At 56.9% G+C, this 19179-nt stretch carries 16 protein-coding genes; 6 read left to right on the top strand and 10 right to left on the bottom strand.

The genetic code is table 11. The annotated features are described in order from the left end of the window. Positions 1-21 precede the first annotated feature (21 nt). The 5 genes from yacG (at position 22) to ACWJ62_RS03685 (ending at position 5143) form a co-directional block, all read left to right on the top strand. Positions 22-210 carry a DNA gyrase inhibitor YacG gene (gene yacG, locus ACWJ62_RS03705; protein WP_008170214.1) on the top strand — a complete coding sequence of 63 codons (189 nt, stop codon included), beginning with the start codon at positions 22-24 and terminating at the stop codon, positions 208-210. 111 nt (positions 211-321) lie between these two features. After that, positions 322-879, top strand: a complete 558-nt coding sequence (locus tag ACWJ62_RS03700; RefSeq protein WP_449284967.1) for a YfaZ family outer membrane protein — start codon at positions 322-324, stop codon at positions 877-879. A gap of 140 nt (positions 880-1019) precedes the next feature. Further along, a complete protein-coding gene (locus tag ACWJ62_RS03695; protein ID WP_449284966.1) occupies positions 1020-3191 on the top strand; it encodes a hypothetical protein in 2172 nt (723 codons plus the stop codon). A gap of 89 nt (positions 3192-3280) precedes the next feature. Continuing rightward, positions 3281-4216, top strand: coding sequence for a glucosaminidase domain-containing protein (locus ACWJ62_RS03690; protein WP_449284965.1), 936 nt, complete (start codon positions 3281-3283; stop codon positions 4214-4216). A 12-nt stretch (positions 4217-4228) separates the two neighbouring features. Further along, positions 4229-5143, top strand: coding sequence for an acyltransferase (locus ACWJ62_RS03685; protein ID WP_449284964.1), 915 nt, complete (start codon positions 4229-4231; stop codon positions 5141-5143). On the opposite strand, the gene ACWJ62_RS03680 is transcribed toward ACWJ62_RS03685, so the two are convergent. From ACWJ62_RS03680 to zapE, 5 genes are all read right to left on the bottom strand, one after another. Continuing rightward, entirely contained in the window at positions 5109-7811 is a 2703-nt protein-coding gene (locus tag ACWJ62_RS03680) for a LuxR C-terminal-related transcriptional regulator (RefSeq protein WP_449284963.1), read from the bottom strand. The genes ACWJ62_RS03685 and ACWJ62_RS03680 overlap by 35 nt on opposite strands. 213 nt (positions 7812-8024) lie before the next feature. Then, the gene (locus ACWJ62_RS03675; RefSeq protein ID WP_449284962.1) at positions 8025-9386 is read right to left on the bottom strand and encodes a DUF1329 domain-containing protein; all 1362 of its coding nucleotides are present in this window, start codon (positions 9384-9386) and stop codon (positions 8025-8027) included. A 34-nt stretch (positions 9387-9420) separates the two neighbouring features. Beyond that, entirely contained in the window at positions 9421-11271 is a 1851-nt protein-coding gene (locus tag ACWJ62_RS03670) for a DUF1302 domain-containing protein (RefSeq protein ID WP_449285349.1), read from the bottom strand. Positions 11272-11666: 395 nt separating this feature from the next. Further along, entirely contained in the window at positions 11667-12851 is a 1185-nt protein-coding gene (locus ACWJ62_RS03665; RefSeq protein ID WP_449284961.1) for a thiolase family protein, read from the bottom strand. 67 nt (positions 12852-12918) lie between these two features. Continuing rightward, positions 12919-14016, bottom strand: a complete 1098-nt coding sequence (gene zapE, locus ACWJ62_RS03660) for a cell division protein ZapE (protein ID WP_449285348.1) — start codon at positions 14014-14016, stop codon at positions 12919-12921. A 231-nt stretch (positions 14017-14247) separates the two neighbouring features. Here zapE and ACWJ62_RS03655 point away from each other — a divergent pair, with 231 nt between their 5' ends. Beyond that, entirely contained in the window at positions 14248-14688 is a 441-nt protein-coding gene (locus ACWJ62_RS03655; RefSeq protein WP_008170195.1) for a YhcB family protein, read from the top strand. Positions 14689-14902: 214 nt separating this feature from the next. Here the strand turns inward: ACWJ62_RS03655 and ACWJ62_RS03650 are convergent, their stop codons facing one another. The 5 genes from ACWJ62_RS03650 to hisG form a co-directional block, all read right to left on the bottom strand. Next, entirely contained in the window at positions 14903-15646 is a 744-nt protein-coding gene (locus ACWJ62_RS03650) for a Nif3-like dinuclear metal center hexameric protein (RefSeq protein WP_449284960.1), read from the bottom strand. Between the two features lie 163 nt (positions 15647-15809). Then, positions 15810-16862 (bottom strand): histidinol-phosphate transaminase, encoded by a 1053-nt coding sequence (hisC, locus tag ACWJ62_RS03645; protein ID WP_449284959.1) that lies wholly within the window; start codon positions 16860-16862, stop codon positions 15810-15812. Between the two features lie 41 nt (positions 16863-16903). Beyond that, positions 16904-17038 (bottom strand): hypothetical protein, encoded by a 135-nt coding sequence (locus tag ACWJ62_RS03640; protein ID WP_449284958.1) that lies wholly within the window; start codon positions 17036-17038, stop codon positions 16904-16906. A 103-nt stretch (positions 17039-17141) separates the two neighbouring features. Next, on the bottom strand, positions 17142-18446 hold the full coding sequence (gene hisD, locus ACWJ62_RS03635) for a histidinol dehydrogenase (protein ID WP_449284957.1): 1305 nt from the start codon (positions 18444-18446) through the stop codon (positions 17142-17144). A gap of 53 nt (positions 18447-18499) precedes the next feature. Continuing rightward, a complete protein-coding gene (gene hisG / locus ACWJ62_RS03630) occupies positions 18500-19141 on the bottom strand; it encodes an ATP phosphoribosyltransferase (RefSeq protein ID WP_014577730.1) in 642 nt (213 codons plus the stop codon). Positions 19142-19179: the final 38 nt, after the last annotated feature.

Genomic DNA, 19179 nt, shown 5'->3' with positions numbered 1-19179 from the left:
TTCCAATACCCGAAGGCAACCATGAACGTTGAATGCCCAACCTGTAAAAAGTCGGTGGAATGGACCGAGACCAACCCCTGGCGCCCTTTCTGTTCCGAGCGTTGCAAACTGATCGATCTGGGGGCCTGGGCCAACGAGGAATACCGGGTACCCGCAGAGAACGCATCACCGGAGGATCTGGACCAGGGCGGCGAGACCACCCGGCACTGATCTGCGAAAAATGAAAGTTAACGGGGACTTACTGGCATTTAAGTTGAGTGCTTCCGGGCGCCCCGTTACCATACCGCCAATCCAGCTAATAACTTACGAAGGTGCAAAACTATGAAAGCGTCCCGGATTTCCCTGATGGTTCTCTCACTGGCTGCCGCGCCTGCCTTTGCGGGTGACGTCGACCTTAGCCTCACCAACGACTCGGTGAAGGGCCAGGTGAATTTCTTCGGCACCAACAACGATATCCAGGTTGGCACCGGTTATACCTACCACGAAGGTGGCCGCGATATTTTCAACGCCGATTTCCATGCCCAGGGTCGCACTGCTATCGGTAACCTGCCGACCACCGCCGGCATCGGTATGCGTGGCATCTTCTGGGATCAGAGCCGTGCAGATGGTGGAGCTCTCGGTCTCGGTGGTTTCGCAACCGTCAACATTCCGAACGTGCCGGGCTTGTCGTTCACCGGCGGCCTGCATTACGCGCCCAGCATTCTCTCATTCGGCGATTCCGATGACATGACCAGCCTGGAGCTTCGTGGCAGCTATCGCGTGATCCGCAACGCGGAGATTTTCGCCGGCTACCGTTACCTGAACACCGAAATCGAGAATTCCTCACGAGACCTCAATCTCGATGAGGGCGTTATGGCGGGCATGAAGATTTTCTTCTGATTAATGCCTGATCTGGAACGGGCCCATTTTCCGGGCCCGTTTCGCTTTCCTTCCCTGACTCTTTCGTGCTTTTCCTCACGCTTTCCCGAGAATCCGACTGTTAGACTGTCTACCTGTATTTTCTGCACGGATAGCCAGGCATGCGATTCACACTCGGTTTACTCCTCTCCTCTACTCTAGTGCTCACCGCGGGATGCGGAAGTGGCGAAGATGCCATTGCGGGCGCGGCCAGCCAGCCCAATGACTTCGCGGGAAACAAGAACCCGGTCGATGATTTCAGTTCGGGCAGCACCGGCGATTCCTCGAACAGCGGCGGCCTGGCCAGTAATGAAGTCCGGGTAACCATGGAAGTGCCGGGCGGTGTCACCAGCGAGGGCGAGCCTACCCGCCGTAACCTGAGAATCGTGCAACCGGACAGGGTGAGTGTTTACTACACCAACCCGGCCCTGCAGAACCTGGGTGAGCCTCCCATTTCCAGCCGCACCGACAGCGAAGGTTTCACCATTATCGAATTCACCGAGGGCCTGCCCCTTGGGCCGGATGTGATTATCGATACCAGTTACGGCAACACCCGCATGCGTGCCCTGGCCGCTGATGCGGATCGGGATGTGAAGGTAAATCCTTTTGCCGAGTATCTGGTGCGTAACACGCTCAGCAGCTACACGGCAGGCGAGTTCCAGACCATTATGGATTGCGTTGCCGATGAAGGTGGCGAGCTGTGCCTGAACAAGTATGTGTGGTCAACCCTCGCTGATCAGGTGCACGACTTTGAAATTGATATCCCGTCCAATGTTGGCCTGAGCGGTGCCCTGGATATTTTGGAAGATCGGGGAGACTTTGCCCGTTACGTGAGCGCCATGGCCGACTACGCGGTGCTCGATGAGACCTCCTCGGGCAAGATCAGCGCCAGTTCCGCAGACTACAATTCCGTATTCCTGGGCATTGAGTTGGGGCAGACCTTTCTGGAGTCGACCCTGAGCGGGTCCGGACAATGGGGTGTTCGAACGGCCCAGGAAGAGGTGCTTACCGATGATAATGGCACCGGCTATGTTTATCCGGCTCTGACCCTGACCAGCTTTGATGCGTTCAACATCCGCGTGACCTCTCTGGCCAACGATATCCCATACGATCGCGAGGCTCTGATTCATCAGGAGGGTAACGACTTCTTCGTGCGGGGCTCCGAATACTGGGAGCGGAATACCCACTCATCATCCCCTGGAGCAGCCACGCTGCTGGAAGACACTCGCCTGCTGGCAGGCCGGGCGCTGTATCAGAGCATTACCGGCCGGGGCAGTTCAAAAATTATTGGCTGGACTCGCAATCCCTACTATCTGGACGCCTTCACCAGCGCGCCTGTGGATGAAACCACGGGGCCGGACCGGGTGATCAGCGGCTATTTCAGCGCTGGCAAGGCTATCGAGCTGGAAGCAGACGGCGACCAGTTGCGGCGGCTGGGCACTCTGGAGGATCAGTATCTGTCGGTTCTTGAGGTCAACCTCCTCAGGAAGGAGGGGTTCGACGCAGACAGTCTGAATGGCCGCGGCTACAACATGCTGTACCTTGGAACCCGATTCAGCGATGAGGCAACGCCTCTCACTATTGAAGCAGGCGTTGGCCAATGGCAGATTACTGGCGGCACGGTTAACCAATCCCAGAACTTTACGTCATTACAGCGAGACAGTTCAGGCACTGTCTCGACGGACTCCACCGGTACCCGAACAGAATCCTGGAGCCTGAGCAACCGAACCTCGCGGCTTAGCACAGGGGATGTGGATATCGGCCGCCTGAACCTTGACATAACCACCGCTTCCGGTGATTTCCAGCGGCCCGATATCGGTGTCGGTGCCAGCACCCCGGATGGCACCCTGATGGCATTCAACCTGGATGATAGTCCCTTGGGCGACGGTATCCTGATTGCCGCGGAACAAACCGCGAACACCGCACCGGCTGCGGGACAGTTCAGGCTTCAGGGCTTGGCCCTGGCCCTGACATCGCAGACGAACCGCCTCCGACATTTTGACAATGCCCTGCTGACCATCGAATCCTCAAGCTCGGCAACACTCTCGCCGATTTCGCTGACCAGCACCCATTCCGTTGATAACGAGACCGTGACGAAACCGGCGCTGGAGAGCCTGGCGGACATCGACCTGGCGTTCAGCCAACTAGGCGACGGGAGGGTGCAGTTCACCGCCGGCAACCTTGTACTTGAGGGTTTTCACACCGCCAGTCAGGACCAGTTCTATTTGCGTTTCCGAACCACAGAGAGTGGTGAGGAACAGATCGGCTTGCTGGTTGCAACACGACTGCCCTGACGGCATTGGCATCCGACAAAACCCAACTGGCAAACGCTCTCGTATAACCTGTTATAATCATTGCTATATCGATTGAAACGAGAGGTTTTATGTCTGCGGGTAAACGGGCCGCCATACTGATCATCCCCTTGATTGCGTTTGCGATCGGCGGGGGCTTTTATACGCCACAGGCCAGTAATAACCGGATCAACTCCGATAACACAGGCTCCGAACCCGCACTGTCCTCTCTGCCTCCGCTGCCCACTTGGGCCAATGACGACCTGCCGGATTTTTCTGAGTATCAGGACACCACGGAGAAAAAGGCCGCTTTCTTCTCGTTTCTCTACCCAAGGATTGTTCTGGCCAACTCACGGATTCTGATTGAGCGCGACTACCTGGACAGCCTTGCCGGCAAGGAAACCCTGACCAGCAAGGAGTACAACTGGCTGAACCAGCAATCCGAGCGGTTGAGGGTCGACGCCGAACCCGGGAGCGACGAGCAGTTTGCCCTGCTGCGCAAACGCCTGGATGTGATTCCTCCGTCTCTGATCCTGGCACAGGCCGCCAACGAATCCGCCTGGGGCACCTCACGGTTTGCCACGAAAGGTAATAACCTTTTCGGCCAGTGGTGCTTTTCCCAAGGCTGCGGGCTTGTGCCCCGCAGCCGGGCCGAGGGCGCGAGCCATGAGGTGGCCAAGTTCTCCTCACCCTATCGGTCGGTTCGTGCGTACATCCAGAACCTGAATCGCCACCCAACCTATCAATTGTTGCGGGATGTCCGTCTCAGAGACCGCCGTGACAACGCCCCTCTCTCAGGCCTGGAGCTTGCAGAGGGTCTGCTCGGCTACTCCGAGCGCGGAGAAGAATACATTGAAGAGATCCGGGCAATGATTCACTACAACAACCTGGAATTTTACGACGACGATTTCCGCAGCGTGGTTCGAAACCTCGAGCCCGGCAGCCTTGAACAGCTGGCCTCCACCGAAGCGGAAACCGGTTTACTTCCCCGCCAATCATCACTGAAAACCAATCCGGCTGAAGGTTAGAGACCCTACCCCATGCTCAATTTTCTCCCCGCGCCGCTGAAGGGGACTTTAGCGGCCCTGTTCATCCTGTGTAACACGTTGGTACTGATTCCGTTTCTCCTCGCAGTCGCCCTGCTTAAACTCGTTCTGCCCATTACCGCCGTACGTAAGGGCTGCACGGTGATCCTCAACACCATCGCGTGGGTCTGGATTGGCTTCAACAACCTGTTGATGGATCTTCTGCACAAGGTCGACTGGGATGTGAGGGGCGTGGAGAACCTCAGCCGGGAGCACTGGTATTTTGTCACCTGCAACCACCAGAGCTGGGCCGACATTCCCGCCATTCAGTATGTGCTGAACAGCCGAATCCCCCTGCTGAAGTTCTTCCTGAAGCGACAACTGATCTGGGTGCCGTTGCTCGGGGTTGCCTGGTGGGCGCTGGATTTTCCCTTTATGCACCGCCATACCAAGGAGCAGATCGCCAAACGCCCGGAGCTGAAGGGCAAGGATGTGGAGGCCACCCAGGCTGCCTGCGAGAAGTTTCGCTACACCCCGGTGACGATCTTTAACTTCATGGAAGGCACCCGGTTTACACCTGAGAAGCATGATCGCCAGAATTCACCCTACAAGCACCTCTTGAAACCAAGAGCAGGAGGAACGGCTTTTGTACTGGGCGCTATGGGCGAAATGATCCACACCATGCTGGATGTCACGATCGTGTATCCGGAAGGCAGGGCCGGCTTTTGGGATTACCTTTGCGGGCGCATCCGAAGGATTGTTATTGACGTTCGGACGCGGGAAATTCCAGGCGAGTTTCTGGGAATGGATTACGAAAACAACCGGGAAACCCGGATTGCGTTCCAACGCTGGGTGAGTGAGCTCTGGGCCGAAAAAGATGCGCGAATCGATGAGCTCAAAGCAGCCCAAGCTCCCGGGCCCGGACAATAGCCTGGGTTCGGGATTTCACTTCCAGCTTGGCATTGATTCTGCGCGCGTGGGTTTTCACCGTGTGCAGGGAAATGTGCAGCTTGTCAGCTATTTCCTGGTTTGAAAGCCCTTTTGCAATCAGCTCAAGCACGCCCTGCTCCCGCTCACTGATGGGTTCCGCCAGGGTGTCCAAGGTACCCGCGACCTCACGGAGCTCAAACACCTCGCCCAGCGCTTCTTTGAACGCACTTTCGGGGAACTGACCAAAGCCCTTCCTCATTAGCTCCTGCAACTCATTCCTGAGCTCCCGGAAAGGACTGATGAAGTGCTCTGCAGCAGCCTCATTGACGACGGTAGACAGAACCTTCAAGGCAACTACCGGTCCCTTTTCATCGAGAACGATCACTGCCTCAAGCAAGCGCATGTGGAGCTCCACGCCCCATGGAATGGCCCCCTCATACCGTTCACGGATACCCAGGAGGGTTTCCCGGGCTTTTATCAGGTCACCGCGGGCCAGGTCGACCCGAACCTGAAGGCAGTCCAGCAAGCCCGGCATCATGGGGAAGAGCTCCGGCACGCAGCCGGCTTCCCTGTAGGGAGCAAGTTTTCGAACCGCCTGATCGGCACTATCGATCTGGTTCTGGCACAACCAACAGTTGGCTTTCAGGGCCTCGAGAACCGGCACGAACAGTGATTCGTCGACTTGCCAGGAATGCATGGTACGCTCGGCCCGACCAATCCAGACAAACGCATCCTCAAGTCGACCCTGGGTCCGACACATCAAGACACGAATGGTCATCGCCAGCAGCAGACCAAGATCCCTGGTCTGTTCAGCATGGCGCCCGCAGGTGACCAACAGGCGATCTGCTTCGGCTTCACGGCCCTGATGCCAGAGCACCAGCACCAGATTCAGCTGCAGGCGGGTTTCACCAATCCGTGCGGGACGCGAGAGTTCCTGCATGGCGGTATCGAGACCGGTGCGCAACAATTGCTCTGCATGCTTCAGGGCGCCTTTGCCCAGTTCGATCCGGGCATGGGCATAAACCGCCAGAGCTTCCGAACCGGAATCGCCCGCTTCCCTTGCGAGTCTCGACGCGGCACGGTTTGCTTCCCGAGCCTCCGGGAATCGACCCGCCGCGCACAATGCACTGGAACGGACCATCTGCGTCACAAGCTGGCCCTGAGTGCTGAGTTCCCCGTCAGCCAGAGCCTGATCAGCCATTTCCAAAGCCGGCCCAACACTGCCCTCGCCCCGCAGGATAAAGGCTTTCAAGGCACAAATCCGTGCAGCCTGCTCCTTTCGGTCAGTCTCGGCCAGACCGTCAATCAGGGCCCGAGCCTGGCGGAACTGGCCGCCAATTGCATGAACCCAGCTATAGACAATTCTGAGACGCACGCTTCGTTCCAGGAGCTGGGCCGGCAAGCTCTTGCGAAGGCGCAGGAGCGATGCGGTATCCTGACCCAAGAGCAAAGCCTCTGATCCCTCAGAGGCGATGCGGATGACTTCCTCGGCATCTCCAGACAGTAGCGCGTATTTCAGTGCTTCCGGGAACTGGTCGCGCACGCCAAACCATCGACTCGCCTGCAACATCCGCTCCGAATACCCGGCCATTACGGGCGACTTCAGCCATTCCTGCAACAGCGGATTTATCCGGAACCAGCGACCACGACCCGGCATCGGCTTTAGGGGCAGCCCCCGCTCGGCAGCCTGAGAGGGAACAAAGCCGGTTTCAGGCAGGAGCGGCTCCAGCGCGAGGAACAGTTCATCGGAGCACAGTTCAAGCTCGGCAATACCCCGCATGGACCGCATCTGCCCCGGGGTCAGATTGCCAAGCACCGATTCCTTCAGGAACCTCTCAACGCTTGGTGTTTCCTGAATCGGTTTGCGCTCAATATTCTGAGCAACCTCCCGGCGATACAGGGCCAACGGGGTCGCCCATCCCTCGGTCATATAATAGAGATTGTCGACAGCAACACTGGTGAGTTCGCTTTTTGCCGTGGCGGAACGGAAAAACTCGAAGGTTTCTGAACGGGAAAACTCGAGCGTTTCAGACCCGAGGCGGGTGAATCGGTTTTCCAGCTCGAGGCTGTGTGTTTCGAAAGGCAGTGCCTTACGGGAAATGAGAACGATGGAGGAACCGGCCGGGAATTTCATTACCAGTTGTTGAAGCAGGTCCACTACGGCGGGGTTGCTGAGATTCTGGAGGTTGTCCAGCACCAATACCCGTGGGTGACCAGAATCCTCGCGCGCCAAAGCGACCTGCATCATCGAAAGGGTATCCGAGAAGGTGGCGCCGCTCTGGAGCCCCTGATCCGGGGTTTCGGGTAGATCCAGGGCAATGGCAAGCAAGGTCAGGAAACGGGATGGCGCATTGTCCTGGGAGTTCAGCGTAATCCAGCGTACTTGATCGGCAGCCATTTGGGCGCTGACCAGGGCGCTGACCACCGCGTGGGATTTGCCGTAACCACAGGGCGCCTCCAAAAAAAGAACCCCTCTGGAAGTCAGTGCTTCGGAAATCCTGGTATCGAGCTTTGGCCTAACCATTGAATCGGAGGGAACCGGGGGAATATGAACCCGTTGTCTGAGCAGGTCCCTGATTAACTCACCCCGTTGAAGACCACTGTTCGCTGACTGGAATTCGTCGTTGGCTGCACAGCCATCATTGAATGGTTTCACGCACTGCCCCATTTAGCTCCGGCTCGCACTGCCTTGCACCGCCGGAAAAGTGGATCTTGCACTGACTCTTAGGTGGCGACCGACATCGGGTACGCCTTTAGTATGATAAGAAGGTTAAACCAATTGAGGGGTGGGCTGCAAAATTTTGACGTGAAAGGGTTTTCTAAGGTGTAAAAAAAACGGCGGGCCGTCAGGCCCGCCGTTCTTGAGTCTTCTGCAGAACCCTTACCGGGTACCAGCGCGACGCAGTGCGGCCGGCGTGTAATCCCTGGAGCGGCGATCAACGCCGAACTCATACGGGTTCTCTTCCTCGTTGGTCAGACCAAGCGCGAGGTAGCGACCAGAGAGCAGATCGTACAGAGTCTCAATGGCGTACCAGGGCACGTTCTGATCATAGAACTGCATATTGTGAGCTTCTGCAACACGCCAGAGTTCGCCACGACCGTCGTAGTGATCAATGACGGATGCCTGCCAGGAGTCCTCATCAATGTAGAAGTCGCGCTGGGCATAGATGTGGCGGGCCCCTTCTTTCAGTGTTGCGCGAACATGCCATACACGGTGCAACTCGTAGCGAGTGTAATCCTGATTGATATGACCAGCCTTAATGATCTGGTCGTAGCTCAGACTGCGATCGGTCAGCTTGTAGGAGTTGTACGGAATGTACATTTCCTTCTTGCCAACCAACTCCCAGTTGTAGCGATCCGGAGCACCGTTGAACATGTCGAAGTTATCCGAGGTACGCATACCGTCAGACGCGGTACCCGGTCCGTCATACGCAACCTGCGGTGCCCGGCGAACACGGCGCTGACCGGCGTTGTATACCCACGCACGGCGAGGCTCGGCTACCTGGTCGATGGTCTCGTGGACCAGCAGTACGTTACCGGCCAGACGCGCTGGCGCGGTGATGGCCTGCTTGAAGTAAAACAGAACGTTGCCATCCTCATCCGGATTGTAATCCGAGAGATAGGTACGCCAGGTAAGCTCGTCCTGGAATTTCACAACCGAGAAGTCACCACCTTCGGTCGGCGTCACCTGACCAACTGTGCGCTGTACAGAACCACCCCTGTAACGGGTAATGTGGTTCCAGATTGCCTCCAGACCATTCTGAGGAATCGGGAACGGAGTGGCGGACTGATAGTTACCCAGACCGTTACCGTCTTTGATCAGCTCAACCGTGGTTGCGTTTTCAACGGTCTGCTCCATGACCTCGTCGGGGTAGGCAGCGGTACGATGGGTTTCGTACACCGGCATGAAGTAGTCATCATAGCGCTCGATCATAGCAACCTGGCCCGGGGACAGATTGTCTTTGTACTGCTCGACGTTGCTCTGATCGATGGTGAACTTGGGCTGCTCATCCGCGAACGGATTTAAATAGATACCATCATTCTTATAGCCGGAAGGCGGCGTTGTCAGACCACCCGTCCAGGCAGGAATAGCGCCACCGTTGCCAGCTTTTTCTGCACCCATCGGCGTCAGCGAGTTACCCAGCTTGGCCGCTTCTTCAGCAGAAACCGCACCCCAGGCCTGGCCGGCAAACATGCTCGCTGCCAGGACGCCTGTGGCCAGTAGTTTCTTGTTTAGTTTCATTTAAATTCCCTCGTTCAACGAATTCTTTCCGGGTTCAGAATGAGTATGAAACGCTAGCACTCACGAAATCGCGGTCAGTCAACTCGTTATACGGCTTTCCGCCGAAAAAGTTTGTGTAACCGATGTTGCCGGTAATCTTGTTCTGGTACACCGCCTGCAGCGACAGGCCGATGGCCTTACTGCCTTCGTTGAAAGCACCACCTGGCTGCGGGCTGTACCCCTGCACATCATGGCTCCAGGCCAGCTGCGGTGACAGGTTCACACCGGCCAGCGCGTTCGGGTAATCCCAAACCAGGCGTGCACGATAACCCCATGAGAAGTCGGTTGTGAAGCCTTCGTTTTCGCAGTAGTTGGTGTTGATATTCAGGAGCGGACAAGCGTCGACGCCGCCGGCACTGGGAACAGGGCCTACACCAAAGGTACCAGAGCGACCGTAGCGCGCCTCGTCGTAACCAGGCAGGTCGTGAATGTAAGTCGCGCCGAATTCAGAGATCAGGGAGAGGCGACTCGCACCCATAACCTGGTCGAAGAACTTGATCAACGTAAACTGCGCCTGGGACACATTGAAACGGTCGTTACCAGCAACGCTCACGCCCGGCTCCAGTGTACCGCCGGCCTCTTCAAGCCTTTGCTTTTCGAGCAAACTGACCGGAGTGCCGTCGATAGGATTACGCAGCTGGGTGCCGCCATACAGCAGTTCAAACGCGTTCCACTGGAGGGGAACCTTGTCCCTGAAGGAGTATTCCGCGCCGAGAGACCAACCGCCCGGAGTTGTTGTGTTAATGCTGATACCGTAGAGGTTAATACCTTCAGGATACTCTATAAAGTACTTCGGGAACTGCTCACCGGTGTCTTTAATTGTGCCACTGACATAAGGAAGGCGGCTGTTATACTTGATGTAATAGAAGCCGAGTTCCGAGTCATTGAGTTCCGGAACGTACCACCGCAAGGCAACGCCGAACTGGTCTTTCGAGTCCGCTTCCTGATCACCAATTCGCGGTGCCACAAATCCCTGCGCAAGGGCTTGTGAATCGGAGAGCTGCCCTGCCAAAAGCACGGGACCACAGCCATCAGACGCAAAATCGTTGGTTGAGAAGAACGTGCCACAATCATCTGGACGAATCGGTTCCCAATCGGCCTGAACAAACGTTTCGACGGTTACATTCTCGGTAATGCCGGCAGACATGTAGAACATTTCAACCGGAAGCAAGGCATCTTTCAGTTCTGAACCCGGTGCGCGGAAGGCCGGGACATCAACAGGGTTGATGACGTTGATACCACCCGGGATAAAGGTACTCTCACCCCAGCTTAAAACTTGCTTACCATAACGAAGACTCACTGGCACATTTCCGAAGTACCAATCGGAGAAGACATAGGCGTCGAGGATTTCACCACCCGAGGCATTATCTTTTGCTTCAGGGTTCAGCTCCCGCTGCTGGCCGACGTAATCTACAGCCCTGCTCTCGTCTTTCAGTTCGAAGTCGTACCAGTAGCGACCACGGAGCAGGCCGCCGACACGAGTCAGATAGGGGTTATCAACGTAATAATTTAGGTAAAGTTCGCTGTTACCCTTGACGATTTTGGAGTAGGTGTCTCCGCTTTCGAAGTTAAGGTTACCGTCGTCGTAGTTGTTGGTGGAGGAGCCAATATTTGCCAGAGAGCCGCCGGGCGCGTACTCCGGGCCGAGGTTGCCTTGAGCAATCAGGCGCTTGTCTCGATCTTCTACCCTCCAACCCACACCTGCGGAGAGCGTGGTGTTGAACTGGGCTTCCACATCACCCACATAGAACGAATAGGCTGCTGCCTGACCGGACACGCCGGCCGCAACTGCCACGGCAAGCGGTAATTTGGTCCAACGCTGCCATTGATGTGTTTTTCTTGTCATTGGAAGGCTACTCCATTGTTGTTCTGAGTCGCTGCTCTGATTATTGGTTTTCACGATGTATTGGAGGCTTCATGCACAGTGCTCGTGATGTTGGCACTATAGCTAACGCCTTCGGGCGCTTTGATCAGTCAAAAGTATGATTTTGCTCTCACACCTCTATTACCGCCGATTGCTGCAGGGTTTCTTCGCACAGAATCACTATAGACAACAAATTTGGATGCAACCACTTTGGTTTTGGTGGTTTTTTTCGGCGGCTGTTAGTTGCGAGGAGCGCCAAGGTGGCGATGGTTCCTCCGAGAACCGCTACTAGCACATCCATGTGCGCTTGGCGTCGGCCATCCATGGCCGCCGACATTCTTGGAGGAACCATCGCCGCCCCGGCCAGACTCCGAAGCTCAGAGCATCTCGATCGCCATGGCAGTAGCTTCGCCACCGCCGATGCAGAGGGCCGCGATGCCTTTCTTTTTGCCGTACCGCTGGAGGGCGTACATGAGGGTTACCAGCAGGCGGGAGCCGGTGGAGCCGACGGGGTGCCCCTGGGCGCACGCGCCGCCGTGGATGTTGACTTTCTCGGGGTCGAGGCCGAGTTCGCGAATCGGCATCATGGCGACCATGGCGAAGGCTTCGTTGATCTCAAACAGGTCAACATCGTCCCTGGTCCAGCCGGTTTTGCCGAACAGGGTTTCGATGGCACCAACCGGGGCGCAGGTGAACTCGGACGGATGCTGGGACTGGGTGCTGTGGCCAACAATGCGGGCGAGCGGCTTGAGGCCGCGCTTTTCGGCTTCAGACTCGCGCATCAGGAGCAGCGCAGAAGCGCCGTCGGAGATTGATGAGGCGTTGGCAGCTGTAACGGTGCCATCTTTGGCAAAGGCCGGGCGCAGGCTCGGGATCTTGTCGATGTTGGCGTTGTGAGGCTGCTCGTCGTCCTCAACGACCACCTCGCCTTTGCGGCTTTTCACGGTTACCGGGACGATCTCGTCTTTCAGTAGGCCTTCTTCGATGGCTTTCTTGGCCCGGGTCAGAGAGGTGATGGCGTAATCGTCCATTTCTTCACGGGTATAGCCTTTCTTGTCGGCCATTTCCTGAGCGAAGGCACCCATCAGGCGACCGGTTTCGGCGTCTTCGAGGCCGTCCAGGAACATATGATCCTGGGGTGCCTGGCCGGGGCCCATGCGGTAGCCGCTGCGAACACCCTGCAGGATGTAGGGAGCGTTAGACATGCTTTCCATGCCACCGGCAACCATAATGTCGTTGCTGCCGGCTTTGATCAGGTCGTGGGCGAACATGGCGGCTTTCATGCCGGAGCCGCAGAGTTTATTAATGGTGGTGGCGCCGGTGTGATCCGGAAGACCGGCCTTACGCATCGCCTGGCGCGCCGGGCCCTGCTTGAGTCCGGCGGGCAGGACGTTGCCCATGATGACTTCCTGCACATCCACAGGCTGCAGGCCGGCGCGTTTCACGGCTTCAGCGATGGAAAGGGCACCCAGGTCGGTGGCACTGACACTGGCCAGGCTACCCTGGAATCCACCCATGGGGGTGCGAACCCCGCTCACGATGACTACGTTATCTGTGCTCATTTCTGAATCTCTCTGTTGGTTGTCTGGTAGGTTTTTGTCGGATTAGCAACGCGTAATCCGACGCCACTTATGGTTTATGCGGTGCTTCGAGGTATTCCCGGGACTGCATTTCCAGCAAGCGGGATTCGGTGCGCTCGAATTCGAAGCCGAGGCGGCCGCCAGTATAGAGCTCCGTGATGGGCGCCGCCGCGGAGATAATGACTTTGACGTTGCGGTCGTAAAATTCGTCGATCATATTAATGAACCGCCGGGCCTGGTCGTCTTTTTCTTTGCCCAGAACAGGCACGTTGCTGACGATGATGGCGTGGAACTGCCTGGCCATTTCGATGTAATCGTTCTGGCTTCGGGGGCCGTCGCAGACGTCTTTGAAATCAAACCAGACGACGTCGTCTGCGTGCGCCTGGGCCGGAATTTTGCGACCGTTGATCTCCATGGTTTTACTGTGTTTTGCTGCCTCGACCGCAAGGCCATCAAAGCTTTTGCGGAGACTGACGTCCGCTTCTTCGTCCAGAGGCGAGTGGAAAAGTTCCGCCTGCTCGAGCGTCCGCAACCGGTAGTCTACGCCGCCATCAACGTTGACCACGTCGGTGTGCTTTTTGACGAGTTCAATCGCGGGCAGGAACCGAGCGCGCTGGAGGCCATCTTTGTAGAGACCATCCGGCACGATGTTGGAGGTACACACCAGGGTGACGCCGCGACTGAACAAACCATCCATGAGAGCGGCAAGGATCATGGCGTCGCCAATGTCGGACACGAAAAACTCGTCGAAACAGATAACCCGGGTTTCATCGGCAAACTTCTTGGAAACCAGCTCCAAAGGGTTTTTCTCGCCCTTGAGCGATTTGAGTTCGCTGTGGACCCGCTGCATGAAACGGTGGAAGTGAACCCGCATCTTGCGGTCAAAAGGCAGCGCCTCGTAAAAGGTGTCCATCAGGTAGGTTTTGCCGCGGCCTACTCCGCCCCAGAAATACAGGCCCTTGACCGGCTCTTCCTTGCCTTTTTTGAGCTTGCGAAAAAGTTTGGCCTTGGGCTTGCTGCGATCCCTTTCGGCTTCCACCAGTTTGTCGTACAGTGACTGAAGGCGCTTGACCGCATCTTCCTGGGCCGAGTCCTTCTGGAAATCCGGGCGTTCAAGATCCTTCTGGTAACGTTGCCAAGGGGTCATGGTCGCACTGGTTTCGGAGGACATCGCAGCTGTCATCAAGGTATTCCCGGAAGTTGATCGTAAATTTGGGCGCCGTATTGTCTCGCATTTGGCGATTTTTCGCCACGTTGGCCGCCTGGGCAGCAATACGACGATTGGCGCAGGCCACAATCATGGGATGATGGAGCCTGGGGCGTTATACTCGTCTGCCAGGGGCTTGGCTCACTTCAAGGTAAAAGGACGACACAGCATATGACAAACCTGATTCTGGCAGCGATTGCCGCATTGGTTGTTGGCATTGTCATCGGGGTATTTGTTGGCCGTTCCGGGCAGGGAACGTCGCTTCGGCAGCGCCGGGCGGAACAGCAGATTGAGGAACTGAGAAGCGAATATACCCGCTACCAGGCCCAGGTGAACGAGCATTTCATGGAGTCGGCCCATTTGCTGCGCCGCTTCAATGATGCTTACCGCGATGTGAACCAGCACATGGCCCGCGGTGCCAATCGTCTTTGCAATGACGAAGACTGGATGGAAGAGTTGGCGCAGGAGACTTCCAAGAAGCGCCTGGAAGAGGTCCGCGAGGACGCTTCCGAGCCGCCCAGGGACTATGCGCCGAAGACGGATCCCAAGGATTCCGGGACGCTTGCTGAGGACTTTGGGCTCAAGAAGGGTGATAAGGCTCAGCAGGCCTGACTCATATAGATCTGGCAATTCGGATCGTTGCAGGACTGATGGTTTCGGAGAGAGGGCATGGTGTGCGCCTCTTTCCGGGAACCGCTTCGAGCACATCCATGTGCGCTTGACGCCGGCCATCCATGGCCGCCGACATTCCCGGAAAGAGGCGCACACCACGCACCATCAATCTGGGTGAAATTCTCAACGACCGAAAAGCGATCCTGCTAACGCATCAAACAGGATTATCGCAATCGATGAATTTGTGGGAGATCCCAAACTCCTCTACTAGCGCTTTCCCCAGAGCCTGAACGCCATAACGCTCGGTCGCGTGATGACCAGCCGCGTAGTAGTGGATACCACACTCTCTGGCCGTGTGCGTCGTCGGTTCCGAGATTTCCCCGCTAATATAGGCGTCCAGGCCTGCATCCAGAGCCATATTGATAAACCCCTGCGCTGCACCGGTGCACCACCCTACCCGTTTGATAGCTGCCGGACCGTCGCCGACCCAGAGCGGCTCGCGATGGAGCTGTCTGGCGATGTGAAGACTGAATTCCTCGGGAGACATTGCCTCTTCCAGCTCGCCTTCCCAAACCAGACCACCTAACGGACGGGGATTCTTGATGTTGAGAATATTCGCAAGCTGACGGTTATTACCGTATTCGGGATGGTCATCCAGCGGAAGGTGGTAGGCGACAAGATTGATGTCGTTGTCGAGAAGCTGTTTCAAGCGTTCACGTTTCATGCCCTGGATTCGCTGGTCCTCACCTTTCCAGAAGTAACCATGGTGGACCAGAATCATATCAGCGTTCGCCTCGATCGCAGCTTCGATCAGATCCTTTGAGGCAGTTACGCCAGAAATGACGGTTTTAATTTCGGACGTGCCTTCGACCTGCAGGCCATTGGGACAGTAATCCTGGAAGTTCTCTGGCTGCAGCCATTCGCCGATTTTCTTAAGGATGTCGTTTCGATTCGCCATAAAGCTACGCTCCGACTATTTCATGGAAGCTAGACGAGCGGGGTAGGTGCCCCTCTTCGGGAATGTCGGCGGCCAAGGATGGCCGACGTCAAGCGCACATGGATGTGCTCGTAGCGGTTCCCGAAGAGGGGCGCCTACCCCGCTCTACCCGCCAATACGCAGGCTAGAGTGATTCGAGGCCAGCAATCAAAGCATCATTCTGCTCAACAGTGCCAATGGTAATGCGCAGGAATTCGCTGATTCGGGGCTTGTTGAAGTGCCGAACGATAATGCCCTGCTCACGAAGGCTCTTCGCCAAAACCTCACCCGGCTGATCTTTATGACGGGCAAAGATAAAGTTTGCCTTTGAGGGCAACACCTCGAAACCCAGCCCCTCGAGAGCGGCCGTTACGCGCTCCCGCTCGGAGATCACGCCATCACAGCACTTACGGAACCAGGCTTCATCCTCGTAGGCCGCCTTCGCGCCGGCCAGGGCCAAGCGGTCCAGCGGGTAGCTGTTGAAGCTGTTCTTCACCCGATTCAGGGCCTCGATCAGGTCCGGGTTGCCGACGGCAAAACCTACCCGCAAACCGGCCAGTGAACGCGCCTTGGAGAGCGTCTGGGAGACCAGCAGGTTCGGGTATTTGTCGACCAGGGTGATTGCCGACTCACCGCCGAAATCGATGTAGGCCTCATCCACCACCACGACGCGGTCCGGGTTAGCCGCCAGGATCTCTTCAACATGCTGCAACTCGAGGTATCGACCGGTTGGCGCGTTCGGATTCGGGAAAATCACGCCGCCGTTGGGTTGCTTGAAATCGTCCGGGTTGATTTCAAAGCTGTCTGTCAGCGGTATTTTTTTGCTCTCGATGTTATAGAGGCCACAGTAAACCGGATAGAAGCTGTAGGTGATGTCCGGGAACAGAATCGGCTCGCCGTGCTGGAACAGGCCAAAAAAGATGTGGGCCAGGACTTCATCCGAGCCATTGCCCAGGAAGATCTGTTCCGGCTTGACCTTGTGGTACGCCGCGATCGTCTGGCGCAGGCTTTCGCCTTCCGGATCCGGATAGAGGCGCAAGCCGTCGTTCAGTTCGGCCTGGATGGCTTCGATGACTTTTGGTGAGGGGCCGAAGGGGTTTTCGTTGGTGTTCAGCTTCACCAGGTTAGCCATTTTTGGCTGTTCGCCTGGGACGTATGGAACCAGATCGTTTACCAGGGGGCTCCAGAATTTGCTCATCGCTTTTGCACTCCGTTTGGTGCAGACGGGCGACAGGCAGGTCAATCTCCGAGAACCGCTACGAGCACCCGCAAGCGGGTCCGGCCAGCAATCGCAGATTGCTGTCGTGTGGCTATCGCATGAAGCTCCGCTTCATCATCGCTCTGCCACACCCATGTGCACTTGGCGTCGGCCATCCATGGCCGCCGACATTCTCGGAGATTGACCTGCCCGCCGCCCTGCATACTTTGGGAGATAAACCACGATCGGACTACGGTTTTCCGCATCCGACAATGAAACCTAATTTCTAATACGATATTCCGCCGACCGGGCGTGAGCGGTTAAGCCCTCGCCACGTGCGAGAACCGACGCCACCCGACCCATGCGGTCTGCACCGGCAGCGCTGAAGCCGATGATGGAGGACCGCTTCTGAAAGTCGTAGACGCCCAGAGGTGAGGAGAACCGTGCGGTGCCGCTGGTGGGCAGCACGTGGTTCGGACCGGCGCAGTAGTCACCCAGGGCTTCGGCGGTGTAGCGGCCCATGAAGATGGCGCCGGCGTGGCGAATGTCATCGAGCATGGCCTCAGGATCTTCAACCGAAAGCTCCAGGTGTTCCGGGGCAATTCGGTTGGAAACCTCGGCGGCTTGTTTCAGGTCGGCGACGTGGATCAACGCAGCGCGGTCGGTCATGGAGGTGCGGATGATGTCGGCACGCTCCATGGTTGGCAGCAGTTTGTTGATGCTGGCCTCGACAGCGTCCAGGAATTCGGCATCCGGGCTGATCAGGATGGACTGGGCCTGCTCGTCGTGTTCTGCCTGGGAGAAGAGGTCCATGGCAATCCAGTCAGGGTCGGTTTGGCCGTCACTGATCACGAGGATTTCCGAGGGCCCGGCGATCATGTCGATGCCGACAACGCCGAAGACTTCGCGCTTGGCGGTGGCGACGAAAATATTGCCGGGGCCGACGATTTTATCGACGGCCGGAATGGTCTCTGTCCCGTACGCCAGTGCGCCAACGGCCTGCGCGCCGCCAACAGTGAATACACGATCCACTCCAGCAATGGCTGCGGACGCCAGCACCATGTCATTCACAACCCCATCCGGTGTCGGAACGACCATCACCACTTCGCTGACACCCGCGACCTTTGCGGGAATGGCGTTCATGAGCACGGATGACGGGTAAGCGGCCTTACCGCCGGGCACATACAAACCAGCCCGATCCAGAGGCGTTACCTTCTGGCCAAGCACGGTGCCATCTTCGTCCTCATACTGCCAGGACTTCTGGTTCTGCCGCTCGTGATAGTCACGGATCCGCTCAGCCGCTTTCTCCAGGGCAACACGCTGGTCCTGGGGAATCGCTTCCAGAGCCTTCTGCAGTCGGCTCTGGTCCATTTCCAGCTCGGCGACAGAGCCAGCCTTCAGGCGATCGAACTTCTCGGTAAATTCCAGAACCGCCTGATCACCGCGGGTTTTCACCTCATGCAGGATATGGCGCACCGACTCGTTCACCTGATGATCAACGCTGTCGTCCCAGGCCAGCAGTTTGGCCAACGCATCATTAAAGTCACTTTGGGAGGCGTTCAATCGGGTGATCTTGGCGGTCATAACTCAAATCCTGTATGGGATTAACAACTAACTGACTCTGGCCGGCTCTGGCATTAGGTCCGGCGTTTATCCACAGCTGCGGACATCTTTTCAATTATGGGGTTAATACGCTCGTGTTTCATCTTCATGGAGGCACGATTGACAACCAGCCGGCTGCTGATGTGCTCAATCAGTTCTCGGGCTTCAAGGCCGTTTGCCTTCAGCGTGTTGCCGGTATCGACAATGTCGACGATCTCGTCGGCCAGGCCGAGAATCGGAGCCAGCTCCATGGCGCCGTATAGCTTGATGATGTCTGCCTGACGTCCCTGAGCCGAGTAATATCGGCGGGCCAGGTTCACGAATTTCGTTGCCACCTTGATACGACCGGATGGCGGAGTTTGATCTTTGGGGCCGGCTGTCATAAGGCGACACCGGGAAATGTTCAGATCCAGTGGCTCATACAGCCCTTCCCCACCATGCTCCATCAGCACGTCCTTGCCGGTCACACCAAGGTCCGCCCCGCCGTACTGAACATAAGTCGGCACGTCTGTAGCCCGGATAATCAGAACCCGAACATTGGGGTCCGTTGTCGGGAACACCAGTTTGCGCGACTTCTTGACGTCGTCGATCAGTTCGATTCCCGCCTCCGCCAACAGCGGCAGGGTTTCTTCCAGGATTCGTCCCTTCGACAAGGCGATGGTTATGGAATCTGTCATGGATTCTTCCGGTTTCCCGTAGTGTCTGTATGGATGTC

This window comes from Marinobacter sp. PE14 (assembly GCF_053566155.1).
This window is presented reverse-complemented; position numbering and strand designations above follow the sequence as displayed.

Bases quoted from the DNA above. Each gene is read 5' to 3' on its own strand.
- yacG (WP_008170214.1), top strand. From the start codon at position 22: ATGAACGTTGAATGCCCAACCTGTAAAAAGTCGGTGGAATGGACCGAG.
- ACWJ62_RS03700 (WP_449284967.1), top strand. From the start codon at position 322: ATGAAAGCGTCCCGGATTTCCCTGATGGTTCTCTCACTGGCTGCCGCG.
- ACWJ62_RS03695 (WP_449284966.1), top strand. From the start codon at position 1,020: ATGCGATTCACACTCGGTTTACTCCTCTCCTCTACTCTAGTGCTCACC.
- ACWJ62_RS03690 (WP_449284965.1), top strand. From the start codon at position 3,281: ATGTCTGCGGGTAAACGGGCCGCCATACTGATCATCCCCTTGATTGCG.
- ACWJ62_RS03685 (WP_449284964.1), top strand. From the start codon at position 4,229: ATGCTCAATTTTCTCCCCGCGCCGCTGAAGGGGACTTTAGCGGCCCTG.
- ACWJ62_RS03680 (WP_449284963.1), bottom strand. From the start codon at position 7,811: ATGGGGCAGTGCGTGAAACCATTCAATGATGGCTGTGCAGCCAACGAC.
- ACWJ62_RS03675 (WP_449284962.1), bottom strand. From the start codon at position 9,386: ATGAAACTAAACAAGAAACTACTGGCCACAGGCGTCCTGGCAGCGAGC.
- ACWJ62_RS03670 (WP_449285349.1), bottom strand. From the start codon at position 11,271: ATGACAAGAAAAACACATCAATGGCAGCGTTGGACCAAATTACCGCTT.
- ACWJ62_RS03665 (WP_449284961.1), bottom strand. From the start codon at position 12,851: ATGAGCACAGATAACGTAGTCATCGTGAGCGGGGTTCGCACCCCCATG.
- zapE (WP_449285348.1), bottom strand. From the start codon at position 14,016: ATGACCCCTTGGCAACGTTACCAGAAGGATCTTGAACGCCCGGATTTC.
- ACWJ62_RS03655 (WP_008170195.1), top strand. From the start codon at position 14,248: ATGACAAACCTGATTCTGGCAGCGATTGCCGCATTGGTTGTTGGCATT.
- ACWJ62_RS03650 (WP_449284960.1), bottom strand. From the start codon at position 15,646: ATGGCGAATCGAAACGACATCCTTAAGAAAATCGGCGAATGGCTGCAG.
- hisC (WP_449284959.1), bottom strand. From the start codon at position 16,862: ATGAGCAAATTCTGGAGCCCCCTGGTAAACGATCTGGTTCCATACGTC.
- ACWJ62_RS03640 (WP_449284958.1), bottom strand. From the start codon at position 17,038: ATGGCCGACGCCAAGTGCACATGGGTGTGGCAGAGCGATGATGAAGCG.
- hisD (WP_449284957.1), bottom strand. From the start codon at position 18,446: ATGACCGCCAAGATCACCCGATTGAACGCCTCCCAAAGTGACTTTAAT.
- hisG (WP_014577730.1), bottom strand. From the start codon at position 19,141: ATGACAGATTCCATAACCATCGCCTTGTCGAAGGGACGAATCCTGGAA.